Below are 22947 nucleotides of genomic sequence, written 5' to 3' on the forward strand. Positions count from 1 at the left end.
CCCCCCGGGGGTCAAGATTCAATCGGCGCCAACAGGTCACTATCTGAAAGCCTCAAATCTCTCGAGCATGCAGCGTTTCTCGCAGCGCGTCCCAAAGGAACTGCGTAGGCGAGCTCAATGTCACATCGCGTCGGCGGATGAGATAGACGGCGCGCTGGATGCGCGGCCCCTCGAGCGCGACGCTCGCCAGGTGCGCGCCGACCGCCATGGCGAGGGCCGGCAGCACGGCGACCACGTCGCCGTGTTCAACATGGCCCATCAGCGCCGAGAGTGAATCCACCTCGTCGAACCACGGCAGGGAAATGCCCTCGGCCCGAAGCACGCCGTCGATCTGCTGGCGCGTGGCGCTGCCGGGGTTGAAGCTCAGCACCTTCCAGCGCGCCAATTCGCGCCACTGCAGGACCTTGCAATCCGCCAGCGGGTGATCGACGGCACAGACCAGCCGGTAGGCGTCCTGCGCGACCGGTTCCGCCACCAGTTCCTCATGGGACTCCCAGAGCGGCGTCAATCCGAACTCGACCTCGCGCTCCAGGACAGCATGGCGGACCTGCGCGCCGTGGCTGTCGCGCAGGCTGATGCGGACCTCGGGATACCGTGCATGGAATTGCTGCAGCGCGAGTGGGAACACCGACTGAGCGAGTGTGGCAATGCAACCCACCGACAGCCGCCCCTGGCGCCCGGCCGCCACATCCGAGGCGTCAACGAGGCAACCGTCCACCATCTCCAGCAGGGGCGCCATGCGCCCTACGAGGCGTTGCCCCAGCGATGTGAGTCCCATGGAACGGGTGGTCCGCTCCACAAGACGCCCGCCAATCGCATCTTCCACCTTGGCGATGCGGCGGCTCAAGGCCGAGGGCGTCAGCGCCAAGACCTGGGCGGCTTCGGTGAAGGAGCTGCAGCGCGCCAGTACGCACAAGGCCTCTAAGTCCGGTAAGTCGACATTGATGCGCATGATGCACAAATTATCAATTTCTTTGCGATTTACGTCAAAGCCTGCAAGTCGGAGGATCGGAGGTCTCCAACCAATCGCCCATCTCCCCCATATGTCTTCCGTCACCTTGCGATCCATCGGCAGTTTCCACGTGGGCGGGCATGGCCGCCGCCTGGCGGGGCTGCCAACGCAACATCGGCGCACGGTGGCCGGTGGCGCGCCGCGCGTGGTGGACCCCAACGGCGACTACGTGGTCGGCCAGATGTATGCACAGGAATACCGTCTGGCTGCGCCACGGCATGCCTTGCCTGTGCTGCTATGGCACGGAGGCGGCATGACAGGCAGTCACTGGGAAAGCACCCCGGACGGGCGCACCGGTTGGCTCTGGCGCCTTCTCGAGGCCGGCTTCGACGCCTTCGTCACGGATGCGGCCGAACGTGGTCGGGCCTCGTGGGCGCCCTGGCCGCAGATTTATGCAGAGGCGCCGCTGTTTCGCACGAAGCAGGAGGCATGGCACATGTTTCGCATCGGCCCGGAGGGCGGCTACGACAGCGAACCGGGGCGTCGCCGTCCGTTTGTGGGCCAGCAGTTCCCGGTGCAGGCTTTCGACGATTTCGCGCAGCAGTGGGTCCCCCGCTGGGCCGACCACGAGGACATGACGCAGGCCGCCTACGATGTGCTCATCGAACGGGTGGGGCCCTGCATCATCGTGGCGCACAGCCAGGGCGGAGGCTACGCCATCGCCGCGGCGCAGCGCCATCCCCGCCTGGTGCGCGCCGTGGTGGCCATCGAGCCCGCCGGCACCTGCGGGAATGCGGCCGGGGCGCCGCAGCCACACCTCGCTGTCTGGGGCGATCACCTGCTGAAGCCCGGGCATCCCGTCTGGGCGGGCTACCGCTCGGCAGCCGACAGCTACTGGCACGACGCAATCCTCGCCGGCCAGCCCTACGCCACGCTGGATTTGCCGGTACACGGCATTCATGGCAACTCGCATTTCCCCATGCTGGACCGGAACAGCGACCACGTCTTCAGCGAGGTCCTGCACTGGCTGGAATCCCAACGCCTTTGACCGCCAGGCCGCGGCACGTCCGGCCGCGCGATTCCTATTCACCTATTCATTTACCCCGGAGACATTGACATGCAACCTTCCAAACGCTCGACGCTTGCGCGCATTGCCGCGTTCATCATGGCCACTGGTCTTGCCGCCAGCAGCGCGCCCGCGCTCGCCCAGAGCGATGCGGCCAGCTATCCCAACCGCCCTGTCCGGCTGATCGTGTCCTACGGAGCGGGAGGCTCGCTCGATGCCATGACGCGTCTGCTCGGGCAGGAACTCGGCAAAGTGCTGGGCCAAAGCTTCGTGATCGAGAACGTCGCGGGCGCGGGCGGCACCATCGGCGTCAAGCGCGTCATCGGCGCGGCGCCGGACGGCTACACCTTCCTCATGGGTATCACCTCGGACGTGGCGCTGGCGCCCCTGACCAACGCCACGGCCAAGTACCAGATCGCCGACCTGACGCCGATTGCCAATATCGGCACCAGCGGCATCGTGCTGATCGGCCGCCCCGACCTGCCCGCCAACAACCTGGCCGAACTGATCCAGCTGGCCAAGGCCAAGCCAGGGCAGATCAGCTACGGCACCTCTGGCAGCGGCTCGCTGCCCCACGTGGCCATGGAAAACATCAAGGTGCGCGCCGGTCTCAACGTCCCACTGGTGCCGTACAAGAGCGCTTCCAACATCACCACGGACGTGCTGGGTGGTCACATCGATCTCGCCATCGTCGGCTTACCAGCGTTGCTGCCCATGATCGAGCAGAAGAAGGTCAAGGCCCTGGCGGTGCTGAGCAAGAAGCGCGACCTCGGCAACAAAGCCATCCCCTCAGCGGGCGAAACGCCGGGACTCCAGGACATCGACTTCGCGTTTTGGACTGGAATGTTCGCGCCCAAGGGTATGCCGCCGGCCATTGTGGCGAAGATGCACGAGGCCGTTGCCGCCGTGCTCAAGCAGCCCGCGGTGGTCGAGCAATTCGCCAAGATGGGCGTGGAGATTGCACCACCGCACAGCGTGAAAGATTTTGAGGCGTATGTGCAGAACAGCCAGCGCCAGCTTCAGGAGGCAGTCAAGCGCGGCAAGATCAGTGCAAGCAGCGACTAGATACTATGAAGGACTGCCCTGGGGTGAGCCCCGTTTATCTGAAATGGGGCGGAAATGGAAAAGCCAGCGGGCAACCCTGCCTGTGCGTTGACCAGCAACGCCGAGTACCGGCGCGACCAGACTGCTCTTGAGTCGACTCGCGATGTCGCGATGCTTCAGTCGAGCGAAGGCTTGGGTTGGACGGAAGTCTACGTAGCACTTACCGACGAACGCCCCCATCAAGCAATCCATCGGGCCGTGCCCGACATCTGGTTTGCGACCACGTTCAATGGGATTCAGCCATCCCGAATATCGAAGAGCCAGCGGCATCAGGAAGGCGCCGCCCGCGACGCGGCAAAGGAGATCGCTGCGATCCATTGAAACGAATGTCTCGCTGATCACGATGGGCAGGTTGGAGCCTGCCACCAACGGCTGACTTTACGCCCCGAGGTTTAGGCCTTGATGCCTTTTTTAACCCATTGTCACGCCTCGATTAACAGGGCTTCAACAAAGGAGTGAACCCATTAAAACTGATGAAGTAATTGCGCTGGAGATCGCCGTGTTGGCCGTGTTGGCCAAGCTGGTGCCGCCCCTGACCGAATGTGGCCTGCAGGACAACAGCCGTAACGTGATCGCCGCCCAGATCGACGTGCTGGCGCACCGGCTGAACAGCGACCAGGTGCACGACGGCTACATGGCCACGGCCCCTGACGATATGTTTCTGGCCCTGCTGCACGCCAGTGACTGGGCGCACGGCCTGCTGTCACCCGCCGACGACCACGTCCCGAGCATGGAGTGGCTCGATGTGGTCAGGCGCAGAAGGCGTTCACGACCGCGCCCGCCTTGAGCATCAACCCTTTTCCCGCCAGCGCAGCATTGATGCTGGCCATGAGCTGCTCGCATCAGCTGATGCGCTTCAAGCAAATGGCGAAAGCGCAGAATGCTCACCCGGTCGGGAAGGCGGCAAGTAGGGTTCGAGCCGACACGTTAAAGCAATGCGCGGCTCGAGCGGGGGCGTAGAGCGTCTGCTTTTGCGAAGCCCGAATGTCTGAAGTCAGTTGAAGCGGTTTCGACAACCTACCTTTGACCGCCTCACTTTGCCCGATAGAAGCACTAGTCATGAACAAAACACGGTGGACGACGGGAAAACTGAAACGGAAGGTGGTGCCTGGGTTAAGCCTAGTTAGGACGAGCACCGGAACATAGTTAAGCCCGCATAAATCCCAGATCTGGTGACGAAAAGAAGGTCGAGTTCAATCGCTCATCGAATTCCTGGAGTTTTGGCCTCACGCTCCGGCTTCGCGCTGGTCAATTACGTATCGGCACCTCTCGCCTGAACTGATCAATTCGGCGGCAACACTTTGGCCTGATCCGCGAGCTTGAAGCCCACGAAATCTGCCACGATCAGCTGATCCGAGCCGGGCCTACTCCCAGCCCGAATCACCATATCAATAGGTGATCTGGTGTATTCAGCGCGATCCAAAATACTTGCCTTATCGATATCTGCGGGGCGCTCTGGCATCCGAAGTTTTTGGACCGACCGAATTAAGGTCGGAAGTGAGTCAGGGCGCATCAACCGCAATGAGAATCCCCGCCTTTCCCGCTGCAGCTGAACCCGCACGCTAAGCAGCTCGCTACGCCACTCGTACTTCGCGATCGCGGGTAGTTGATGTTGCCATGGATGATCCGTGAGGACTCCGTGCCAATTGCGGCGCTTCACGCCCAACAGAACTTTGAGTCGTTTGGACAATTCGGGCTGAATATCTTCAACCGGCAAATTCAGGCAGGCCGCAGAGATCCGCTGTGAAAACTCGATGGCCACAAGGGCGGACTGTGTCGGCAGGTTTCTACAGGCATTCACCACCTTTTTCCGGTCCTCCAGGATTAATTGCTCCATCGCCCCGAGTGACCTCGTTTCGTATTGGAAGTCTAGAACATGTTGATTGCTCAACGCCAGCCCGATGACGAGCAGCACGCCCGGTTCCTGGCGATCATCGACCACCAGCCTAAAGGTATGCGTGAGGGCGGTGTGTTGTAAAAGTGTTTTTGTATCCAGCAGGGTACGCAGATCCTGCAGCAGACTTGTTGCCTTTTCTTCAAGCTGGTGGGCTTCAAAGACAGGGGTCAGCTCGGTCAGCTTGAGCTCCAGTATTGGCGTGAGAATGGGGTTGCTCATAATTTTTCCTGGTTGAGTTTTTCGATCAACTTGAGCCAGACATGGGCCGAGAGCATGGCGCATTGCAGACCGGTCATGGAGCTGCCACTGCCATCCACGCCCAGGAGCTTTGTGTCGGACCCGATGACCAGCCAGATGGTCGGACGACCAGCGCGCGGGGCCTGCTGGATCTGCGTCACAGAACTCCCCAGCCTGACCCGTACCGTCGCCTGGGCCAGGGCCAAGGCGTTCAAAACATCGGCTTCGGATGTGGGGGTGATTGACCACTTGATGGCCATCAGGCTGGTGTTGATGCCGGCCTCCTTGAGCAGCTCCACGAACTTGTCCCAGCCTGGGCCGGGCCTGACAGCGATATGCTCTTTGCAAAGTGTGCGCTGCCAGTAGTCCGTCGCCTCGGTCAGCATCCAGCGATCACCTCGTTCAACGGCACCCGGCAATAGCGCCCAGCGTGACTGCGACATCCGGGAAAAATCTGGTCGCAGACCAAGCAGCCCGCCAGAGTGATCCCTGAGTGCTTTGCTACCCAGCGTGAGCTGATCAAGTAGTTCTGGTTCACCATGCCGATCAGCAAAGACGCCAACCAGCTTGATGGCCTCAATGACGAGGGACTCCTTCAGGTCCTGGCGAAGGCTGGATTGTGCAATCGACAGGCCGCGTGCGATGTCGCTCAGCACGCCAACAACTTGCGGGTAGCCCAAGGCCTTTGGCTTCAGGGAAAGCAAGGGGTTGTCGGGCGCGACCAGCGCGCAGGATTGACTGACGGGGGGGCGTTGAATTTGGTCCGCAGCCCCTTTCAGGGCGCCCCACAAGATTTCTCTTTGCGCCGCGACACCAAGCTCGGAACGGCTCACGCGCTGACGCAGTGTCGTCGCAGGGATGTGGGTCCAGTCGGTAACTGCCGCGTAGCCGATCGCAAGGTGGTGCAGCCCCTTGTCCAAAGACTGGCGCAGGCCCATCTCAAAAAGGTGGCAGTAGTTCACCGTGGTCACATGGCCACCTGAATGCCCAGCCTCGTTGGCCAGTTCATCAACCGGGTTGATTTCGTAGTCACTGTCATCGAGCGAAATGGGCACGAAACGATGGCTGGCGATACTGTGGCGCTGGATGTGCACACTGATGGTATCGTCGCCGGTCACCGTTTTGAGCAGCCGGCTCATCCAGAAATACATCTTGCCGGTGTCGGCCAGTTTCTTTGGGTCGGACGGATCACCAAAGACGTAGTCGTTCGGGCTGGCGTTTTCTTGAACACGACGTGCGCGCCACGCGCGAATCTGTTTAACCGACTCGGCGTCCTTGATGAAAACTCTGCGGCGCCCTTCGCTGGATTTTTCCTTGCCATCACTGACCTGTCGGGCAATTTCAATGCAGAGGTGATCGCCCTCGTCAATCACATTCATGAGTCGCAACACCATGAGCTCGCTGATCCGCACCATGGCATGCCCGGTGATGGCAAGGCCCGTGCCAAGCTGCTGGGTAAATCGGGTCGGCTCGACCTCGCCGAGCCACTGGCCCAGGAGCTTGCGCTCATGCTGCCAGATCATGTTGGCGGCGACTGGCGTATCAATTTCAAGCTTGAATACTTCAAGCGGCAGGCGCGGCACGGTCCACCACGCACGCAAGAAAAGATGGAAGGCCTTCAGGCCCGCCACGCGATAGCTGGCGATGGTGTTCGTGGCGTTCAGCAGCTTGCCGTAGATCCGGGCATAGGGCTCGGGTCCGATGCCAGCCAGGTGCAAACCGCCGGCTTCGGTATGGAAGTCAATCGCGAAGCTCTGGATGTAGTCGTAGGGCGTGGTGGGCGCCAGCTTGCTCTTGCGCCTTGTGCCGTTTTCGACCAGGTCAAGGGCGAACACGTAAAGCAGGGCGCACACCTCGTCAACGTGGTCAATTTCAGCGGCCAGAAGTCGCAGTGCCTCGACAATCTTGCTGCGTTTGGCGGCATTCGACCCCTTGACGGGCGGCCTGAGCGCATCGGTGAGTTTTTTGAGGAACTGGCCGCCCGAGAGGGCAGAAGGTGGCCGGCCCAGCATCGCCGCCTCGAACGCGCGCGCGTAGGCCGTGTCGTTGGGGCTCGCTTCTTCTGGCGAGTCCAGTGCTTCAATCTTGAGCGCCAGCTTGTGTTGCTCGCGTGCGAGGGCACTTCGGGGCAGGGCGCTCATGCGGGCGGCCTCACCCACATGCCCATAAAAGATCGGTGGGAGGGTGCTCTGCAGCCATGCCATGCCGTCTTGCCGAAGCTGTTCCCAGGCCGGGACCGAACACTTGGCGTAGGCATCTCCAAGAGGTGTGCGCAAGACCTGCTGCATCAGAAGACTTTGCGCGGTTTCAAAGGGTAGCCACTGCTCGACACGTTGCAGCGCCAAAGTGGTCGGGGCACTCAAGTCGCGGGCATTGATTCGCGGCCCGTCAAGCCAATCGATACGCAGCGCGTTGCTCCATCGGGCTGCGTTGGTGCAGGCGTCATAGGCACCGCGCAGGTCGTTGTCAGTGGCCAAGCCATCAAAGCCCACCAGACAGCCCAGCACCAGGCTTGACTGATCCAGGGTCTGTAGGCCCTTGTTCAGAACCCAGCCCTGAAAGGCATCGAAGCGCAGGCTGGCGCTCCCTAGATTTGCCGAGTGAATGAAGTGCGCTCGACGTGTAGCATCGCGGGTGAACAGCGATGTCTTGAACGCGCGTGGGGGCTTGCCGGGTTTTGCCATGGTCATACCTTCCGCAGACCCGACACGACGCCAATCCCCAGGGCGGTCAGGACCTGAAGCTGGACCTGCTCAAGGCGTACAAAAGACTGCCGCGGCGAGGCCATTTGCGATGTGGTGTTGCTTTCCAGACCCACCACACGATGGCGCATGAAGCGATCAATATCGCGTGAGCCCAGCCCCTGCTCGCGCAGCGTGTTTTGCCAGAAATGCCGACCGACGTTGCCGGGGACCCGAAATTCTTCAGAAAATGCGCCCCAAGTGTTGTGGGACCCCGCCGGTCGAACGCCACCGCGCGGGGAGCGAAATAGGAACAGGGCGCCATCACCGCGCAGTGCCTTGTCAATGGCCTCGACAAAACGCAGGCCTTGAGGATCGTTGAGGCGGTGTAAACGCTGAGACAGCGCTTGGCAATGCCCCACATATTGGCGGACTTGTTCGCGCACCAGGCTGTTCAGGTATACCGGTTGAGCCATCAGCCGATCGCCACCTTGTTTGTCATGGATGGTGATCTGTACCTGTCCGTCCATCAGCTCATGCGCGAGCAGGCGGTAGGCATGCACCTCGCGAAGACCCAGACAAAAGGAAATCAGCGCGACGGAATAGTGGGTGTAGCACGCATGGTGGTCGAGTAAGGTGTCAAAGTTGGCGCGCCGTCCGGGCCATGATTCAAGACTCAATTGAGCCAACTGGTCGAACATTCTTCTTGTGCCGTCCTTCGTGAGCGTGCAGAGCGAGCCTGCGGCGCGCAACTGCGATTCTTCTATTGCGGGGGCACCCCAGCCGATATCCGCGTAAAGCGCCGTGCAGCCGGCGTGAATGTCGCGCCCGGTCAAGCGCGCGTAATACATGCGCGCGGATCCCACAAAGGAAAAATCCCAGGTTATACAAGCTGCCACCAGGCGATCGCTGCCTGCCATGATGGCCATCGCACCCGTGGATTTGGAGGCGCGCGCCAGTGACGAGACCAGCTTGCATTCATCGTCCGTGATCAGTGAAGCGCGGTGATCCACCCTGACCCAGCTCACGAGGTCACCCAGCAATTGCGCTTCAGGAAAACGGCTCAGACGCCGCCGGAGTTCCTCGGCGAGAAAAAGGGGGAGGGGAATGATCAGTATGTCGTCGCTGGCGTGGAATAGAATTTTGGTGCTCAGGGAGGGGGCTTTGCGACCCGGAAACAGCGGCCGCAAGTCGAGTACGAGCGCGCCGCGCTCGATGTCAAGTCCCAGAATCCGAAGCGGAGTCTTCGCAGAGATCAGAGGCAGACTCAGAGTCAGGACTGGCGTGAGACTGTTCAACATTGAGATCGCCTGAACGACGGCCGCACAATCGCCTTGCTCAACCTTGTCGCGAACTGCCGATGTGACGCGGCGATACTGCGCCGGCGGAAGATGGCTGTCATCCAGTCCACCTTGCCGATGTTTGGGGTCTGGGTATTCGAACCTCCATTTGAGGCGCGCCAGAAGATCAAAACGGTTCTTGGGGTTGGCATGCTCGGGCCGGACCGGACCGTTCGGGTCCAGTAATTCGACACGTCGGCGCACTTGCCTGTCGATTTTTTGATACCGCGCCAACCAGCCGCGCCCAAACTTGAGATCTTTAAGGTCGTCTATGTCACGGTCTTCTCCTGGCACCGGCCGACCGTACTTGCCGGCATCGCGTCTTAACTGCGTGCAGTAGCGAGTGTTTAGCTGCCCTCGCTCCAATAAGGCCAGTGCGATTTCTGCGCCCAAGGCGGTGCGCAGTGGCTGCTGCCCATGCCACAGTGAGATGAGCAGTGCCCAGGATGGATACGTGGCGTTACGGCTATCCATCTGGCCGTTGGGCGGGGTTCCCTGAATTTCCTCGGCGTGCTCTGTAACGGCGTCAGCGATGATCTGGGCGTCGTCCAACAGGGCCTGAAACTCTGGTCGAACGTACCGAATATCCTTGGAGTAGTCGAGAAGGCAATTGACCAGTGTTGCGACGGCGGTGGCACATGCTGGCTGGTCCATCGGGATGGTGACAGTTCCAATTAACAGCTCGAGAGTCTGTTGACAAGCGACGGGCATGGCTGTGCGGAGCCTTTGCAAAGGCTCAAGTTCGGGGTGTACTTTCATTAACATGTTGAATTTCTCTCAAGTTAAAAATCGAAAAGCTCAAAGCTGAACAACAAAAAGACAAAGAAAAGAAAAAGGAAACACAAAGAGAAAAGACACCCACGCCCAGATGCCAAAAAATTTGGTCGAAACAAAGCTACGCGCGACCAGGAACGCGTGGCTTAAAAGTTGGCTGAGAGCGGTCAGCGCGCGCCGATATGTCGGGCGACTTGGTAGGTCCGTGAACGGACTAAGCCTTGGAGGCTATTTGGTAGGCTGGGGGTTGAAGCGGCGACGGATCACCAATACGGTCGGTTGTGAAACGCGTAAGGCTTCTGCGTTGAAGCGATGGTGGCATCGCAATAGTGAGAATGCATCGCTGTGCCAATAATGAAGGAGCGAGCCCTCCACTATTGATCAACCAATGGTCGAATAGGTCATAGAAATACCATTAATCAGAATGGTTCTGCTCAAGGCATTCATTTCAGACGCAAGTCACGACAGCGAGCTCCGTCCACATCAGTGGAAGCCGCATCCTGATAGGCATCAAGAGGGCCGGTGCAGTGTGCACGCTTGGAATATATCCCAAGTTGCCCCAAGGTCGCAAGTTGTAGCTTAAGTTTTTTGCAGACAGCTGGTGTCCTGCAAATAGACTCACGGTAGCAGGCTGATCTGATCATTGGGTGCAATGGGTATGAGTGAGCGGGGTCGCTTACAGATCAGCAGCCAACCGGCCATTACCCGGTGCGCCCGCTACTGGCCAAGGCGTCTACGAGCGCGCCAGGCTTTTTTAAACATGGATAAAAAGAGTGGTTGTTGTTCTAATATTTGCTACAATTGAAGCAAAATAAAGAACGAAATGTCCATCGCTAATTATCTGTTTGGTCAAACCCGCGCCAACGTGTTGAGCGCTTTGCTCCTTCATCCGGACAAGTCGATTCATGTACGCGAGTTGGCGCGCGCTACCGGCACGTCGCCAGGTTCGCTGCACCGAGAGTTACGCGCCTTGTCTGATCTGGGTTTGTTGCTGCGCCAGGAGGTGGGGCGTCAGGTGCATTACCAGGCTAACCCTCAATGTCCCGTGTTTGCCGAATTGGCTGGCTTGCTGCGCAAGACGGCCGGTCTAGCTGACGTGCTCCGCGAAGCACTGATGCCATTGGGCCGTAAGGTGGAGCTGGCTTTTGTATATGGCTCGGTCGCTTCGGGCTCGGAGCGTCCAACCAGCGATGTAGATGTAATGGTGCTTGGCAGCGCCGGATTTTCCGATGTTGTGCTTGCACTGGCTGATGTGCAGGTCGCGCTGGCGCGCGAGGTCAATCCCACGCCAATGTCCACCAAAGATTTTTCTAGAAAATTCTCAGGCGGTGATGGCTTTGCCCGCAGCGTGGCGGTCAGCCCGAAGATATGGTTAATTGGAGGTGAAGATGACTTTGCAAAACTTATTGCGCATAGGCAAACTTAAAGACCACACCCCTACGGCCGCAGAGATAGTGCGGCTGCTGGCTTCGGTGGAGCGCAATCTGGCGGATGCGGCTGTATCAAAGGTGAGCGACGAAACCCGCTTTGATGCCGCCTATAAAGCCGTCATGCAATGTTCACTGGCCGCCATGATGGCCAGCGGTTACCGGCCTTCCACCAGCGAGCCAGGGCATCACGTGACGCTGATTCAATCTTTACCGCTCACATTGGGTGTGGACAACGAAACCTGGGTTGTGCTGGACGCCCTGCGACGCAAACGCAATTCCAACGATTACACCGGTGACATAGTCACGGCTGACATGGTGGCCGAATGCATTGATCAGGCTTCTCATCTTCAGGTGCTACTGCTCAAGCACTTGAAGAAGCACCATCCGAGATTACTTAAACCTACTGCTTGAACCACTCAATAGACCGGTGACGCCAAAGATCAAACGGCGGCTGACTTCTATTTGCACCACGGCTTCATTGCCTTCGCGGCAACACCGCGGACATTGTTCTTGCCCTTGGCTACAGTTAAGACACAGATATAAGCTGCCCAAGAAGGTCGCTGGCGTGTAGCCCCATCCGCCCCTAAAAATAATGCCCAAAGGTCATGTTTTTAGCTATCCTTGCAGCAAGAGTTTGCAAAGTGTTTTGTTTGCTGCTTGTGACTTAAGTGGTGTTGACCGGTTTGGACTGGCGATGCGTGTCACAGATTCAACGTTCTTAATTCATTGATTTGATTGAAGATTCTCCACTTGAGGTCACTTGAAGTCTTTCCAAGTAGTTAGCAACCAATGCAGATACGCAATGGTTGCATCTGCCTCATAACCCAGGTCGTAAGTTCAAATCTTGCCCGCGCAACCAACATCCATGCCCTCTAGGCTGGTAGGAAACGCCCACTTCATGTGGGCGTTTTGCTTTGTGTCGAGGTTTGTGACGAGGTCTGTGTCGTCACAAATCTCGTTGCATTTCGAGTTGACCATTGGGCGCGTGACGGGTTTCGGTAGAGGAAGTTCATGCCGCTGCCTTCAATCTCCGCTCAAGACTGGGGCTGTCTCTGAGGTTCTGCGGTTGAACGACAGCCGTTGCCGGAACCTGCCATTCGTCTTCCGTCGAGGCGGATGGCCGCTGTACCTCGGAACCGCCCGATCGCTGGACACCGCGCCGGTGATCTGAGCTCTCCCAACGCGGGTCACTAGCCAGCGGCAGCCTTCACAGGTCGCCAGCTGGCGCTCTCGACCCAATGCGGTCCCACATTTCGCGCAATTCAGCCCCCTGAAGCCGCCCTCCGGCAGCGATAGGTAGCTAGTTGAGAAAATAGCGAGAGTCAGGCTTCGTTCAGCCACTTCATGGGTACGAGCTTGACCCCGTCCCGCCACTCGCGCAGCCCAACCACGCCGGGGATATCGCCCCACACATCGCGGGACGCGTGGTCCAGCACGATGAGCTGCAGCTTGCCCTCGGCCTTGAGCACGACCTGCCCCATGACCTCGAATGCCTTGCGAACGGCATCGATGTCTTCATCCCGAAAAAGCGGCTCCTCGACTTCTTCATCCGGGCGTGTCACGACGCGCTTCGGAAAGTACACCTGGCTGGGCTGGTCCAGCACCATGAAGCCGGGTACGGGACTGCTCGGCTGGGCCAAGTAGAACTGGTGCAGAGCCAGCAGCATGGCCAGGTGGTAGGAGAGCCAGTTGGAGCCGCTGCCGATCTCAGACAGGTAGTCATCGCGCTCCGCGCCCCGCACCTTGATCGTCAGGTCGCTTATTTCGAGGGAGATGGGGTCATCGGCGTTCTCCACATCCAAGAAGGGCAAAAGGCGACCCGCATGGGTGTTGACCGCGAGCAAGGCTCGGCGCTTGCGGGAGTCGACATCCTGCTCGCGAAGCTCCGCCTCCAACCGCTGAACGGTCTCCCGCAGTCGGGCCACCTCATCGATAAGGTCACTGTCGCTGCCCAGGCTCCGGTGAAGATCGAGGGCGGACTCGAGGTTACCGACAAATCGCTCAGCCTTCTTCGCCGCGAACTGACGTTCACTCGCCTCCTTAGAGCGACCGGACAAGGCACGTTTGCGAATCTGAACGGACCGTAATCGCTCCGTCGCCTGCCCCACTTCGGCCGTCACGCGCTGCAGTTCACGATCAAATGCGGCGGGCACTTCCTTGTCGACGCCGGCCTCGGCTTCAACCTCTTGCAATCGCGCTGACAGCACCTCCAGCTTGCGTTTTGCCGAGTCGGTGTGACTGCCACACATGGGGCAATCTGCCGCGCCGTCCGTGTGTGCGACCAGCCAACTGGATAACTTGAGACGTCCCCGCTGAAGCCCTATCGCCGCCTCGTACTGGTCGACGCCGGAGCTCATGCGGTTCATTTCCTCGAGCCGATGCCTCAGCGTGGTCAGCTCGCGCGACACCTCGCGCTCCTCAGTGTCCAGGCCGCTGAGCTCGCGCAACGCATCAGAGATCGTCGAGGTGCTGACGGACAGAGTCAGATCCGTGCGTGCGACGACCTCTTCCAGCAGCTCGATCATTTGCCCTCGCGTGGGCTGTTGCTCAAGCTTGGACGTCAGGCCCAACTCCTGGGCCTCGCTGAACTTGACCATCAGGTCCGCCAGCCAGCGCGCCGACACCTGCTGAGCATCCTTGAGCTCGCGCTCCTTGCGGCGCAGTTCCTGACGTGTACGCCCCAGCTCGAACTGCTTGGCCATGAGGGCCGGCGTCACTGCGCCCAGCACATAGGGAAAGATCTTACGCAGCTTCTCGCGGTGCTCGTAAGTGTTGGCCTTAAAAAACAGCACGTCCGGGTTGGCCACGATGTTCTGCGGCTGGAACGTGAACGCCGCGAGATCCCGAAAGCTCGGGCGGCCGTCAAAGCCGGCCGAGTCGTCCCCACCGGTGAAGTCCAGCTTCGACAGGCCGGCGAGGTCATCCAGCAGCCGCTTCACGGTGTCGGCGTTCGTGTTCTTGACGATGCGCAGCGGCACCTCGGTGATCCTGTCGGCCTCCATCAGAAACATATCGTCGGTGCTGCGCTGCGCGCCGGGCTCACGGCGCGCCAGCAGCTTGTCGCCCTGATCGGTCGCCACGACAACTCCGAACCACTCGCAATACTTGCGAATGGTGTTGACGGGGATGGAGCACGTGCTGGAGCCAAGGCAGTAGTCGATGATGGGGATGACCGCGGACTTGCCCGTCCGTGACGCGCCGCTGATGACGTTGACCTTGCCCAGATCGAACAGCAGGCGACGCGGCTTGAATTCGGGGTTCCGGGGCCAGAGCACGATCGCGCGAATCTGGAAGAACATCAGAGCCTCACCTTCAGCGTTGTTGTTATCTCGTGCAGCGTAAGCCGCCCACACCAGGCGCCGAGCTTCTCTGCGTCCGCCAAGAGCTGCTTCACTTCGTCAGGCAGGCCCCGCGCCTTGGTCCGCGACAAAGGAACCGCGCTACCCGCGTCCGTGAGGTGGATCAGCCGTCCCGCTGTGGCCAACTCGATGGACTGCAAGCTCAGCACACGCCATCGCAGGGCGCGGTCATGAAGCTGGAGCAGCAGGTCTTGCTTGGAGACAGTCGAATCGCCGAACTTGGCCGCGAAGGCGCGAAGGCCCGAGCTGATCCTAGTGCGCTGCAGCAGCTCGGCGGTCGCCTGGTGCAGCACGATGGGCAACGTCAGGAAGAGCACGGGCAACGGCGGCGGGTCGCCCGCGGCCTGGGACTCGACGTAGCCACAGCAGAAGCGCCAAATGACGGCGGCGCCCAATGCCGGGTTCTGGACGTTTTGTGCCTCGCGTACTAGCATCGTCACGCCGCCTTTTTCGCCTTGAGGTGCTGCTCGTAGTCGGGATGCCATCCGATCGACAGTTCATCGGCCAGTCGGTGCAAACAACCCGGAATGAAGTGCTCGGGCGGGTCCATCGCCTGCACTGACGCGCTGACCTGCATGCAGTCGGCATACAGCGCCTGCCCCTGCTGGTCCTGCGCTTTGCCGGCGTGCGCGACCTTGCAGGCGAGTCGCTTGTTCTTCCAGTTTCGCTTGAGGGTGGCATCGAGGTCATCAAGCGACGTCACATCCACCTCGCCGCGCACGGCCCAGTCGGTGCGGTCCGCGGCGGCCATCAGGTAGTCGCTTACAGCCTCGAGCTTGTCTTCGAACGTCATGCCGATAATTTCGAGCTGTTGGACGAAGATCTTGGGCAGGTAGCCCTGCGACTCGTCCAAGCTCGGCGCCTTCGCGCGACTCAGCAGCACTGTGTCCCGATCGATCTTGCGAACGTAGGCGTCATACGCAATCTTGAATTCATCGCGTCCGATGATGGCCGGCCTACCCGCCTCCAGGAGCTCGTCCACGCGGCGCTTCACGAAGCCGCACATGTGATCCGCGATGTCCCGGACCTTGCTTGGCGACACCGGATGGGTGCGGATGACGGCCTCGATGTCAGCCTGCGGGCTGCCGGAGCCGCAGGTAAGCCGGAACTTCTTGATGACCCGCGCCACCAGATCCTGATCGGCGTCGAAGACCTTCTCAACGTAAGACGCGATTTCTGAAGCGACGTCGCTTCGCTGCGCGAAGGCCGGGGCCTCGCCCCATAGCGCGGTACGTGCCTGGAAAACGGCAGCGCGAGCGGCGTCCAACGTCGCGGCCTCGGCGAAAGCATGGACGATCGTGGCTGTCACCGGCCGCGACACGTAGATCTCGAAGAGCGTGCTGTCCGGATCGCAGCCGCCTTCCGCGGCCAGGGCGACCCAATTCGACAGCGTCTTCCAAAGCGACTTGGCCCGATCTGCCACCGGGTTCGCGGTGAGCGCGCTCTTGCTCTGGACCAGGTGCACACCTAGCTGCGCATGTTCTTGGGCCACGTCGTCCAAGACCTCCATGCTGCAGGAGGTGCCCTCGGGTGCCACAAGCAGGAGATGCAGCAGTCGGGTGTACTGGAGCCCGTAACCCAGCGCCTGACCTGGAACCTCGGTTTTACGTCGTGACCGCGAGGCCCCCCTACCCGTCGATGTTGTCATTCAGCCCCCTGACCTAATTGCAACACAATCTTACAGGTATAGTGGCATCTGCTCGCGCACGGCGTGCTGCGTCTGGACATCGTCGATATGGCAATAGCGGAGCGCCTTAGCGTTGTCGCATCACTGATAACAACCAGATCGCCAACATCCGCGCGGCGCTGAAACATGCCGACGTGAAGGAAATACTCGTCATCCCTTACGGAGAACATGACCGTTGCTGGTGTGCTTGAGCAGTTGCAGCCCGACCATCAGGCGGATGGGATGGCCGGGGCGGCCAATGCCGGCTTTGTACAGGCCGCCAAAGCGCTGCTCGCAAGATTCCCAATCGATCTTCTGGGCCAGCTGAACCAGCGGATGGCGCAGGTTGATCAGATTGACCAGTTCCTGGCGGAACAGGTCGCCTTCTGCCGTTTGAGTCGTCTCGCGCAGGGCCATGAGTTTGCAAGGTTTGAGGCTTTAATAGCGCCAATTCTTGCAATCTCTGGGCCGTCTCACCACCCCGTTAACCCGCATGGATGCTGGATATCAGGGGTTTCTCAGGGATGACGAACTATTCTCCGACTGCCTAATCTGTCGTGTAGTGTGTGAGCACGATGGAGGCGGTGATGAGTGGAAGGCCGAAGGCGCAACTGGTGTTGAGCGAGTCCGAACGCGAGCAACTTGTGGCACTGACGATGCGTCGCAAGACTGCGCAGGCGTTGGCCTTGCGAGCGCGTATCGTATTGGCTTGCGCCGATGGGATGGACAACAAGATTGTGGCTGCCCGACAGCGCGTCACGCCCCAGACGGTGTCCAAGTGGCGTACCCGCTTCGTCCAGCAACGCCTGGACGGACTGCTGAACGCGCCGCGCCCCGGAGCACCGCGCAGCATCGAGGATGCACGCGTCGATGCGGTGATCGCCAAGACTCTGGAATCGGTGCCAGCGGGCGCGACCCACTGGAGCACGCGCACCATGGCGCGCGAGATGGCTCTGTCGCAGACAGCGGTCAGCCGCATCTGGCGCGCCTTTGGCTTGCAGCCGCATCGCCAGGAGACTTTCAAGCTCTCCAGCGATCCGCTGTTTGTCGAGAAGGTGCGCGACATCGTGGGGCTGTACCTGGATCCGCCGCTCAAGGCGATGGTGCTGTGCGTCGACGAGAAGAGCCAGATCCAGGCGCTGGACCGCACGCAACCCATCCTGCCATTGGCACCCGGCATCCCCGAGCGGCGCACTCATGATTACATGCGCCACGGCACCACCACGCTGTTTGCGGCACTGGACATCGCCACGGGCGAAGTGATCGGCCAATTGCACCGGCGCCACCGCAGCAGCGAGTTCCTGCAGTTCCTGCGCACCATCGAAGCCAATGTGCCCAGCGAATTGGACGTGCATCTGGTAATGGACAACTATGGCACGCACAAGACGCCTACGATCAAGGCTTGGTTCGCTCGGCATCCTCGCTTCCATGTTCACTTCACGCCCACCTCGGCGTCCTGGCTGAACCAGGTCGAGCGCTGGTTCGCCACGCTCACAGACAAATACATCCGCCGCGGCACCCATCGCTCGACACGGCAACTCGAGCAAGCGATCAAACAATACCTGGACATTCACAACGCCAACCCAAAGCCGTTCGTTTGGGCCAAATCCGCAGATGAAATCCTTGCAAGCATTGAGAGATTTTGTTTGCGAATTTCTAACTCAGGACACTAGATGGTCAACATATTTGACATTGAGACATAGATTTTCTAAATTCATCCGATGTATGAATTTGCCGAGAGTGACCTTGCCCCTGTTGTCCACACTCCATAGGCGGCCCATTATGCGGACTTCCTTTCTTGCTGCTGGGCCGCGATCCAGCGTTGCTCAAACGTCATCGGGCTGACGTAGCCCAGCGTCGAGTGCAATCTCTTATGGTTGTAGAACGCCAGCCTGTCCATCACTTCGTCCATGGTTTCACGCCGGGTGGCAAACCGCCTGCCGTACAGCCTGCCGACCTTCAAGCGGCCCCGCAGACTCTCGGTGGGTGCCTTGTCCTAGCGGTCAGCGGCTTGGATCAGGTGCAGGAGCTGGAGGCGCTTCCGCTGGTCGTTCCGTCCGTTCCCATCGAGGGAACCGATTCAATCTATCCCGTTCGTAGGATCTTCTGCGTTGGCCTGAATGACCTCGATCATGCCAAAGAGATGGGCCGCACCGTAGAACGGAGCGCGCCCTTATATTTCACGAAAAGTCCGTTCGCCATCGTGCCGTCGGGCAGCACCGCCGCACGGTCGGCGGCGCTTTGGTATTGTCGTTCTTCATCAAGCCCAACCGGTTTCGGTCAGGAGATCTGGCGGGCGAAGAACTCTGGTAGTTCCGGCCGCAAACCGGGCCGGACGCTGCCGTGACTTAAGCTCACGCCAAACGTTGCAGTTTTTTGCCCGCATGCGCACATCTTGTGATCCATTGAAGAACAGGACGGCAACTCGATGATCCACCAATCCGACAACACGCCGCCGCAGGCCTCAGCTTTCGGGCGGGCGGTTTCACGGCACTACGGCGTCGACACCGTAGAATGCCTGCGGGAAGCGCCTTCGCCCGGTGCCAGTGTCTCGGTCGCACACGTGGCGTACGAACAGCCGCACCTGTTCGTGCTCGCCCCGCTGATGCAGGACGATGCCTATCTCCTGCATGTCGATATCGCTCCCGGCGGCACGCGAAAGTTCGTCACACGCGAGGCCTCTTGCCAAATCGGCCCCGCAGCGCCGGGCGCCATACACCTGCACAATCTGCAGGAGCAGACCTTTGGCTATATCTGCAGCCCCTTCGAATTCATGGTGTTCCATTTCCCCCGCGACAGCATCAACGCGTATGCCGATGAGCTCGGGCTGCGGAGAGTCGACTCGCTGAGCTGTCCGCCCGGTCGGGTCGATACGGTGCTGGGACACTTGTGCGCGGCCATGCGGGCTGCTGTCCGGTATCCCGGCGACGCGACCGCGCTCCTCATCGATCACCTATCCCTGGCGCTGGGCCTTCACCTCACCAGAAACTACAGCAGCGCCCGCGCAGTACGGCCACCCTTGCGGCACAAGCTGTCGGCCGCGCAGGTGCGTCGGGCCAAGGCCTTCATGCTCGAGCAGATCGGTCGCGATGTCACGCTGGCGGCGGTGGCCGCTGAGTGCCAGCTGTCGCGCAGCTATTTCATCCAGGCTTTTGGCCAGAGCGTGGGGCAGACACCGTACGCCTGGCTGACCGACCAGCGCCTGCTCATCGCCGAACGCATGCTGATGGATCCGCAGCGCTCGATCGCCGATGTCGCCCTCGCCTGCGGATTCGGCGACCAGAGCCACCTGACGCGCGTTTTTTCAAGGCGCAAAGGCATGGCGCCGGCCGCCTGGAGAAAAGCCCAGCGGCAGTGAAAACGCCAGAACTGGCACCGCAGCCCGTCAACGCGGCAGCAGGGCCGGTATCAACGGACGCTCCAGGCGGTCCAGCCACCACTTGAGCGCCTGCCCCATCGGGCCGGGTTTCCACGCCAGCCAAAAAGTTTCATCAGGTCGAGCCTCCTCATAGGGCAACTCCAGCAGCGTGCCACGTTCGAGCTCCAGGCGTACCAAGGCCCTCGGCAGGAAACCGTAGCCCAGCCCCGCGAGCTGGCAGGCGATCTTGGCCTGCATCGATGGCACGGTAATGCGCTGCTGCCCGGCCACCAGGCCCACTGTGCGGTCGGACAGCGTGCGCACGCTGTCGCCCACCACGATGGCGGAATGACCTAGGAGATCCGCCTTGGTAATCTGCCCTCTCACGCGTGCCAGCGGGTGAAGCGGCGCGACACAAAAAACGAACGCGAGACTACCCACCGCCACCGCACGGTAGCCGCCGCCGGCCGGCCCCTCCCCCGCGGCAATCACCAGATGGGCGCGTCCTTCCCGAAGGGCTTCCCAGCTCCCGGTCAAGGTCTCGCTGCCGATACGCAGGCGCGTGCCGCACTGCAGCGCTTCGAAAGCGCGGATGTCGTCGACCAGCGCCTGCGTGGGTATCAGGGAATCGTGCACCAGCCGCAATTCGGACTCGAAGCCGGTGGCGATCTTCCGCATGCGCGACTCCAGGTCACCTGCCGCGCCCAGCAGCCAGCGCCCGTCCCTCAGCATCTCCTGGCCGGCCGGCGTCAGCGACACGCGAGGGCCGTGACGCTCGAACAGCAGGATGCCGAGTTGCTGCTCCAGCTTGCCGACGGAATAGGAAATGGTTGACGGCACCTTGTTCAGGTGCGTCGCCGCCGCCGCGAACGAACCGTAGCGCGCAATGACTTCCACCACCTCAATGGCTTCCAGACTCAGTTTGAGCATGCAAACACCTCTCTTTTGAATGATCGAAATTTTCGATCATTTGAGCATAAAAGTCTCGTCATGTCCGCTTGTCAAACCGCAGACACTGAGGTTTCTCCAGTGCAATGCTTCAAAAAACATTGTGATTCAAATCGATCAATATCCACAAAGGAAAGACACCATGCTCCAGGAAAACGCCCTCATCGAAGTCCGCAAAGCCAACGACCGTGGTCTCGCAGACTTTGGCTGGCTCAAGTCCCGCCACACTTTTTCGTTCGGCCATTACTACGACGCGAAACAGCAGGGCTTCTCTGACCTGCTGGTCATTAACGATGACCGCGTGCAACCGGGCCGCGGCTTTGGCACGCATCCGCACCGCGACATGGAAATCTTTTCCTACGTGCTGGAGGGCGCACTGGAGCACAAGGACTCGATGGGTACTGGCTCCGTCATCCGTCCGGGGGACGTGCAGATGATGAGCGCGGGTACCGGCGTGCGCCACAGTGAGTACAACGCCTCGGCGACAGACCCCGTGCATTTCCTGCAGATTTGGATCGTGCCCAACAAGCGCGGCACGACCCCGCGTTATCAGCAACAGCATTTCAGCCCTGCCGAAAAGCGCGGGCGCCTGCGCCTCGTCATCTCGCCGAACGGCCAGGATGGCTCCCTGTCCGTGCACCAGGACGCCCGCGTCTACGCCGGCCTCTTCGACGGCGCCGAGAATGCGTCCTTGGACATCGGCGCGCACCGCTATGCCTACGTCCACGTGGCCAGCGGCAGCATCGAGCTGAACGGGGAGCGTTTGCGCGAAGGCGACGGCGTGCGGGTGCGCGGAGGCGGACCGCTTGAGTTGTCCGGTGGCGAGCAGGCAGAAGTGCTGCTGTTCGACCTGCGCCCACAGGAGCTGCCGGCCATGTGAGCCCCGCGGCCGCAAACACGCCAACTGCCACGAACGCCCGCAACCGCCAGGAATCGAAATGCGACGAATCGACAAAAACGCGCACCAATCGACAAGACCCGCAGCAATCAAGGACGGCATGATGCGCCCGATCAGGCGTCCATGACGAGATCCTGATCGCGGCACCGCAAGCCAGCTTTAAATCCTTCCAGTACGCGCTAGCCAGTCCACTTATCCCTTTAAAACGTCAACCGGTTCATTCATCCATCCTCAACCCATAAAAGGTCAAAACCATGTCCATCAAAGCTACCCCCACCCCAGGCGCCAAACTCCTGACGCCCAAGGACCATACCCTCGTGATGATCGACTTCCAGTCGCAGATGGCGTTCGCCACGCACTCGATCGACGCGGTCAACCTGCGCAACAACGCCGCGCTCGTGGCCAACGCCGCCGCCGGCTTCGGCGTGTCGACCATTCTTACCACCGTCGCCGAGAAGAGCTTCTCTGGCCCGATGTTCAACGAGATCACCGATGCATTCCCGGGCCAGAAGATGCTCGACCGCACCTCGATGAACACCTGGGAGGACGCGGCCGTGATCAACCGAGTGAACGAGATCGGCAAGAACCGCATCGTGCTGTCGGGCCTGTGGACCGGCGTGTGCATCGTCGGTCCCGCACTGTCGGCGCTCGACCAGGGCTTCGAGGTCTTCGTCATTGCCGACGCCTGCGGCGACGTGTCGGCCGAGGCGCACAACCGCGCGATGGATCGCATGGTGCAGGCCGGCGCGCAGCCGATGACCTCGCTGCAATACCTGCTCGAACTGCAGCGCGACTGGGCCCGCACCGACACCTACGAGATGACCACCGGCGTCGCCAAGAAATTCGGCGGCGCCTACGGCCTGGGCGTGACCTACGCCAAGACCATGTTCGGCGCGCACGAAGGCTGAACGCCGCGGTGAACAAGATGAAGCCCTACGTCCTTTCGCTCGCGCTCGGCCTGCTGGTCGGTGTGATCTACGCACTGTTCCAGGTGCGCTCGCCGGCCCCGCCGGTCATCGCCCTCGTGGGGCTTCTCGGGATCCTGCTCGGCGAGCAGATCCCGCCGCTCATCAAGAGCGTGATCAAGCCCGATGCCGTGGCCACCTCGTGGCTACAGCACCAGGTCAAGCCGCATGTGTTCGGCGAGCTGCCGCAGTCCGCCAAGGTCGACCCGATTACCGCACAGGGCCAAGACACATGAGCAATTCATTCGACGAACAACGCCGCCGCCTGTGCC

21 protein-coding genes and 2 pseudogenes are annotated in these 22947 nt (G+C 60.7%); 12 read left to right on the forward strand and 11 right to left on the reverse strand.

What is annotated here, in order from left to right; genetic code table 11:
- Nucleotides 1–52 precede the first annotated feature (52 nt).
- Complete coding sequence (locus tag PJE01S_RS22310; RefSeq protein WP_169804419.1) at nucleotides 53–952, reverse strand: LysR family transcriptional regulator; 900 nt, start codon at nucleotides 950–952, stop codon at nucleotides 53–55.
- A 91-nt stretch (nucleotides 953–1043) separates the two neighbouring features.
- On the opposite strand from PJE01S_RS22310, the gene PJE01S_RS22315 reads away from it, so the two are divergent.
- The 4 genes from PJE01S_RS22315 to PJE01S_RS25405 all read left to right on the forward strand — a co-directional run bounded on the left by PJE01S_RS22315 (nucleotide 1044) and on the right by PJE01S_RS25405 (nucleotide 3909).
- Complete coding sequence (locus PJE01S_RS22315; RefSeq protein ID WP_174548576.1) at nucleotides 1044–2000, forward strand: alpha/beta hydrolase; 957 nt, start codon at nucleotides 1044–1046, stop codon at nucleotides 1998–2000.
- A gap of 69 nt (nucleotides 2001–2069) precedes the next feature.
- The gene (locus PJE01S_RS22320; protein WP_068835924.1) at nucleotides 2070–3083 is read left to right on the forward strand and encodes a Bug family tripartite tricarboxylate transporter substrate binding protein; all 1014 of its coding nucleotides are present in this window, start codon (nucleotides 2070–2072) and stop codon (nucleotides 3081–3083) included.
- A gap of 87 nt (nucleotides 3084–3170) precedes the next feature.
- Nucleotides 3171–3443 carry a hypothetical protein gene (locus tag PJE01S_RS22325; RefSeq protein WP_068835925.1) on the forward strand — a complete coding sequence of 91 codons (273 nt, stop codon included), beginning with the start codon at nucleotides 3171–3173 and terminating at the stop codon, nucleotides 3441–3443.
- Nucleotides 3444–3621: 178 nt separating this feature from the next.
- Nucleotides 3622–3909: a hypothetical protein gene (locus tag PJE01S_RS25405; protein WP_068835926.1), complete on the forward strand. Its 288-nt coding sequence runs from the start codon at nucleotides 3622–3624 to the stop codon at nucleotides 3907–3909.
- On the opposite strand, the pseudogene PJE01S_RS26100 reads toward PJE01S_RS25405, so the two are convergent.
- The 4 genes and pseudogenes from PJE01S_RS26100 to PJE01S_RS22345 form a co-directional block, all read right to left on the reverse strand.
- Nucleotides 3884–4025, reverse strand: a pseudogene (locus tag PJE01S_RS26100) (IS5/IS1182 family transposase); the annotation flags it as partial. The gene PJE01S_RS25405 and the pseudogene PJE01S_RS26100 sit on opposite strands and share 26 nt — an antisense overlap.
- 379 nt (nucleotides 4026–4404) lie before the next feature.
- A complete protein-coding gene (locus PJE01S_RS22335) occupies nucleotides 4405–5238 on the reverse strand; it encodes a hypothetical protein (protein WP_068835927.1) in 834 nt (277 codons plus the stop codon).
- On the reverse strand, nucleotides 5235–7940 hold the full coding sequence (locus PJE01S_RS22340) for a site-specific integrase (protein ID WP_169804421.1): 2706 nt from the start codon (nucleotides 7938–7940) through the stop codon (nucleotides 5235–5237). Before PJE01S_RS22340 ends, PJE01S_RS22335 begins: the two co-directional genes overlap by 4 nt.
- A 2-nt stretch (nucleotides 7941–7942) precedes the next feature.
- Nucleotides 7943–10042 (reverse strand): hypothetical protein, encoded by a 2100-nt coding sequence (locus tag PJE01S_RS22345; protein ID WP_068835929.1) that lies wholly within the window; start codon nucleotides 10040–10042, stop codon nucleotides 7943–7945.
- A gap of 832 nt (nucleotides 10043–10874) precedes the next feature.
- Between PJE01S_RS22345 and PJE01S_RS22350 the strand changes: the two genes are divergently transcribed.
- Both PJE01S_RS22350 and PJE01S_RS22355 read left to right on the forward strand, forming a co-directional pair.
- Nucleotides 10875–11477, forward strand: coding sequence for a MarR family transcriptional regulator (locus PJE01S_RS22350; protein ID WP_068835930.1), 603 nt, complete (start codon nucleotides 10875–10877; stop codon nucleotides 11475–11477).
- The gene (locus PJE01S_RS22355) at nucleotides 11440–11892 is read left to right on the forward strand and encodes a hypothetical protein (RefSeq protein WP_068835931.1); all 453 of its coding nucleotides are present in this window, start codon (nucleotides 11440–11442) and stop codon (nucleotides 11890–11892) included. The genes PJE01S_RS22350 and PJE01S_RS22355 overlap by 38 nt, the downstream gene beginning before the upstream one ends.
- A 911-nt stretch (nucleotides 11893–12803) precedes the next feature.
- Here the strand turns inward: PJE01S_RS22355 and PJE01S_RS22360 are convergent.
- From PJE01S_RS22360 to PJE01S_RS22375, 4 genes are all read right to left on the reverse strand, one after another.
- Nucleotides 12804–14780 (reverse strand): DUF3732 domain-containing protein, encoded by a 1977-nt coding sequence (locus PJE01S_RS22360; RefSeq protein ID WP_068835932.1) that lies wholly within the window; start codon nucleotides 14778–14780, stop codon nucleotides 12804–12806.
- A complete protein-coding gene (locus tag PJE01S_RS22365; RefSeq protein ID WP_068835933.1) occupies nucleotides 14780–15274 on the reverse strand; it encodes a three component ABC system middle component in 495 nt (164 codons plus the stop codon). The genes PJE01S_RS22360 and PJE01S_RS22365 overlap by 1 nt, the downstream gene beginning before the upstream one ends.
- Before the next feature lie 2 nt (nucleotides 15275–15276).
- Entirely contained in the window at nucleotides 15277–16350 is a 1074-nt protein-coding gene (locus tag PJE01S_RS22370; RefSeq protein WP_218017554.1) for an ABC-three component system protein, read from the reverse strand.
- 327 nt (nucleotides 16351–16677) lie between these two features.
- Nucleotides 16678–16923: a transposase gene (locus PJE01S_RS22375; protein WP_068835935.1), complete on the reverse strand. Its 246-nt coding sequence runs from the start codon at nucleotides 16921–16923 to the stop codon at nucleotides 16678–16680.
- A 158-nt stretch (nucleotides 16924–17081) separates the two neighbouring features.
- Here PJE01S_RS22375 and PJE01S_RS22380 point away from each other — a divergent pair, with 158 nt between their 5' ends.
- Complete coding sequence (locus PJE01S_RS22380) at nucleotides 17082–18179, forward strand: IS630 family transposase (protein ID WP_169804422.1); 1098 nt, start codon at nucleotides 17082–17084, stop codon at nucleotides 18177–18179.
- 107 nt (nucleotides 18180–18286) lie between these two features.
- On the opposite strand, the pseudogene PJE01S_RS22385 reads toward PJE01S_RS22380, so the two are convergent.
- Nucleotides 18287–18502: pseudogene (locus tag PJE01S_RS22385) on the reverse strand (IS3 family transposase); the annotation flags it as partial.
- A gap of 15 nt (nucleotides 18503–18517) precedes the next feature.
- Here PJE01S_RS22385 and PJE01S_RS25410 point away from each other — a divergent pair.
- Nucleotides 18518–18853 (forward strand): fumarylacetoacetate hydrolase family protein, encoded by a 336-nt coding sequence (locus PJE01S_RS25410; protein ID WP_157090445.1) that lies wholly within the window; start codon nucleotides 18518–18520, stop codon nucleotides 18851–18853.
- Between the two features lie 81 nt (nucleotides 18854–18934).
- Nucleotides 18935–19864 carry a helix-turn-helix domain-containing protein gene (locus tag PJE01S_RS22390; RefSeq protein WP_068835938.1) on the forward strand — a complete coding sequence of 310 codons (930 nt, stop codon included), beginning with the start codon at nucleotides 18935–18937 and terminating at the stop codon, nucleotides 19862–19864.
- Nucleotides 19865–19891: 27 nt separating this feature from the next.
- Here PJE01S_RS22390 and PJE01S_RS22395 read toward each other — a convergent pair whose 3' ends face one another.
- Nucleotides 19892–20794 (reverse strand): LysR family transcriptional regulator, encoded by a 903-nt coding sequence (locus PJE01S_RS22395; RefSeq protein WP_068835939.1) that lies wholly within the window; start codon nucleotides 20792–20794, stop codon nucleotides 19892–19894.
- Between the two features lie 160 nt (nucleotides 20795–20954).
- Here PJE01S_RS22395 and PJE01S_RS22400 point away from each other — a divergent pair, with 160 nt between their 5' ends.
- The 3 genes from PJE01S_RS22400 (at nucleotide 20955) to PJE01S_RS22410 (ending at nucleotide 22911) form a co-directional block, all read left to right on the forward strand.
- The gene (locus tag PJE01S_RS22400) at nucleotides 20955–21692 is read left to right on the forward strand and encodes a pirin family protein (RefSeq protein ID WP_068835940.1); all 738 of its coding nucleotides are present in this window, start codon (nucleotides 20955–20957) and stop codon (nucleotides 21690–21692) included.
- 272 nt (nucleotides 21693–21964) lie between these two features.
- Nucleotides 21965–22618, forward strand: coding sequence for a hydrolase (locus PJE01S_RS22405; RefSeq protein ID WP_068835941.1), 654 nt, complete (start codon nucleotides 21965–21967; stop codon nucleotides 22616–22618).
- A 17-nt stretch (nucleotides 22619–22635) separates the two neighbouring features.
- The gene (locus PJE01S_RS22410; RefSeq protein ID WP_068835951.1) at nucleotides 22636–22911 is read left to right on the forward strand and encodes a DUF1427 family protein; all 276 of its coding nucleotides are present in this window, start codon (nucleotides 22636–22638) and stop codon (nucleotides 22909–22911) included.
- The last annotated feature ends 36 nt before the right edge of the window (nucleotides 22912–22947 follow it).

Source organism: Polaromonas jejuensis NBRC 106434, assembly GCF_001598235.1.
GTDB lineage: Bacteria > Pseudomonadota > Gammaproteobacteria > Burkholderiales > Burkholderiaceae_C > Polaromonas > Polaromonas jejuensis.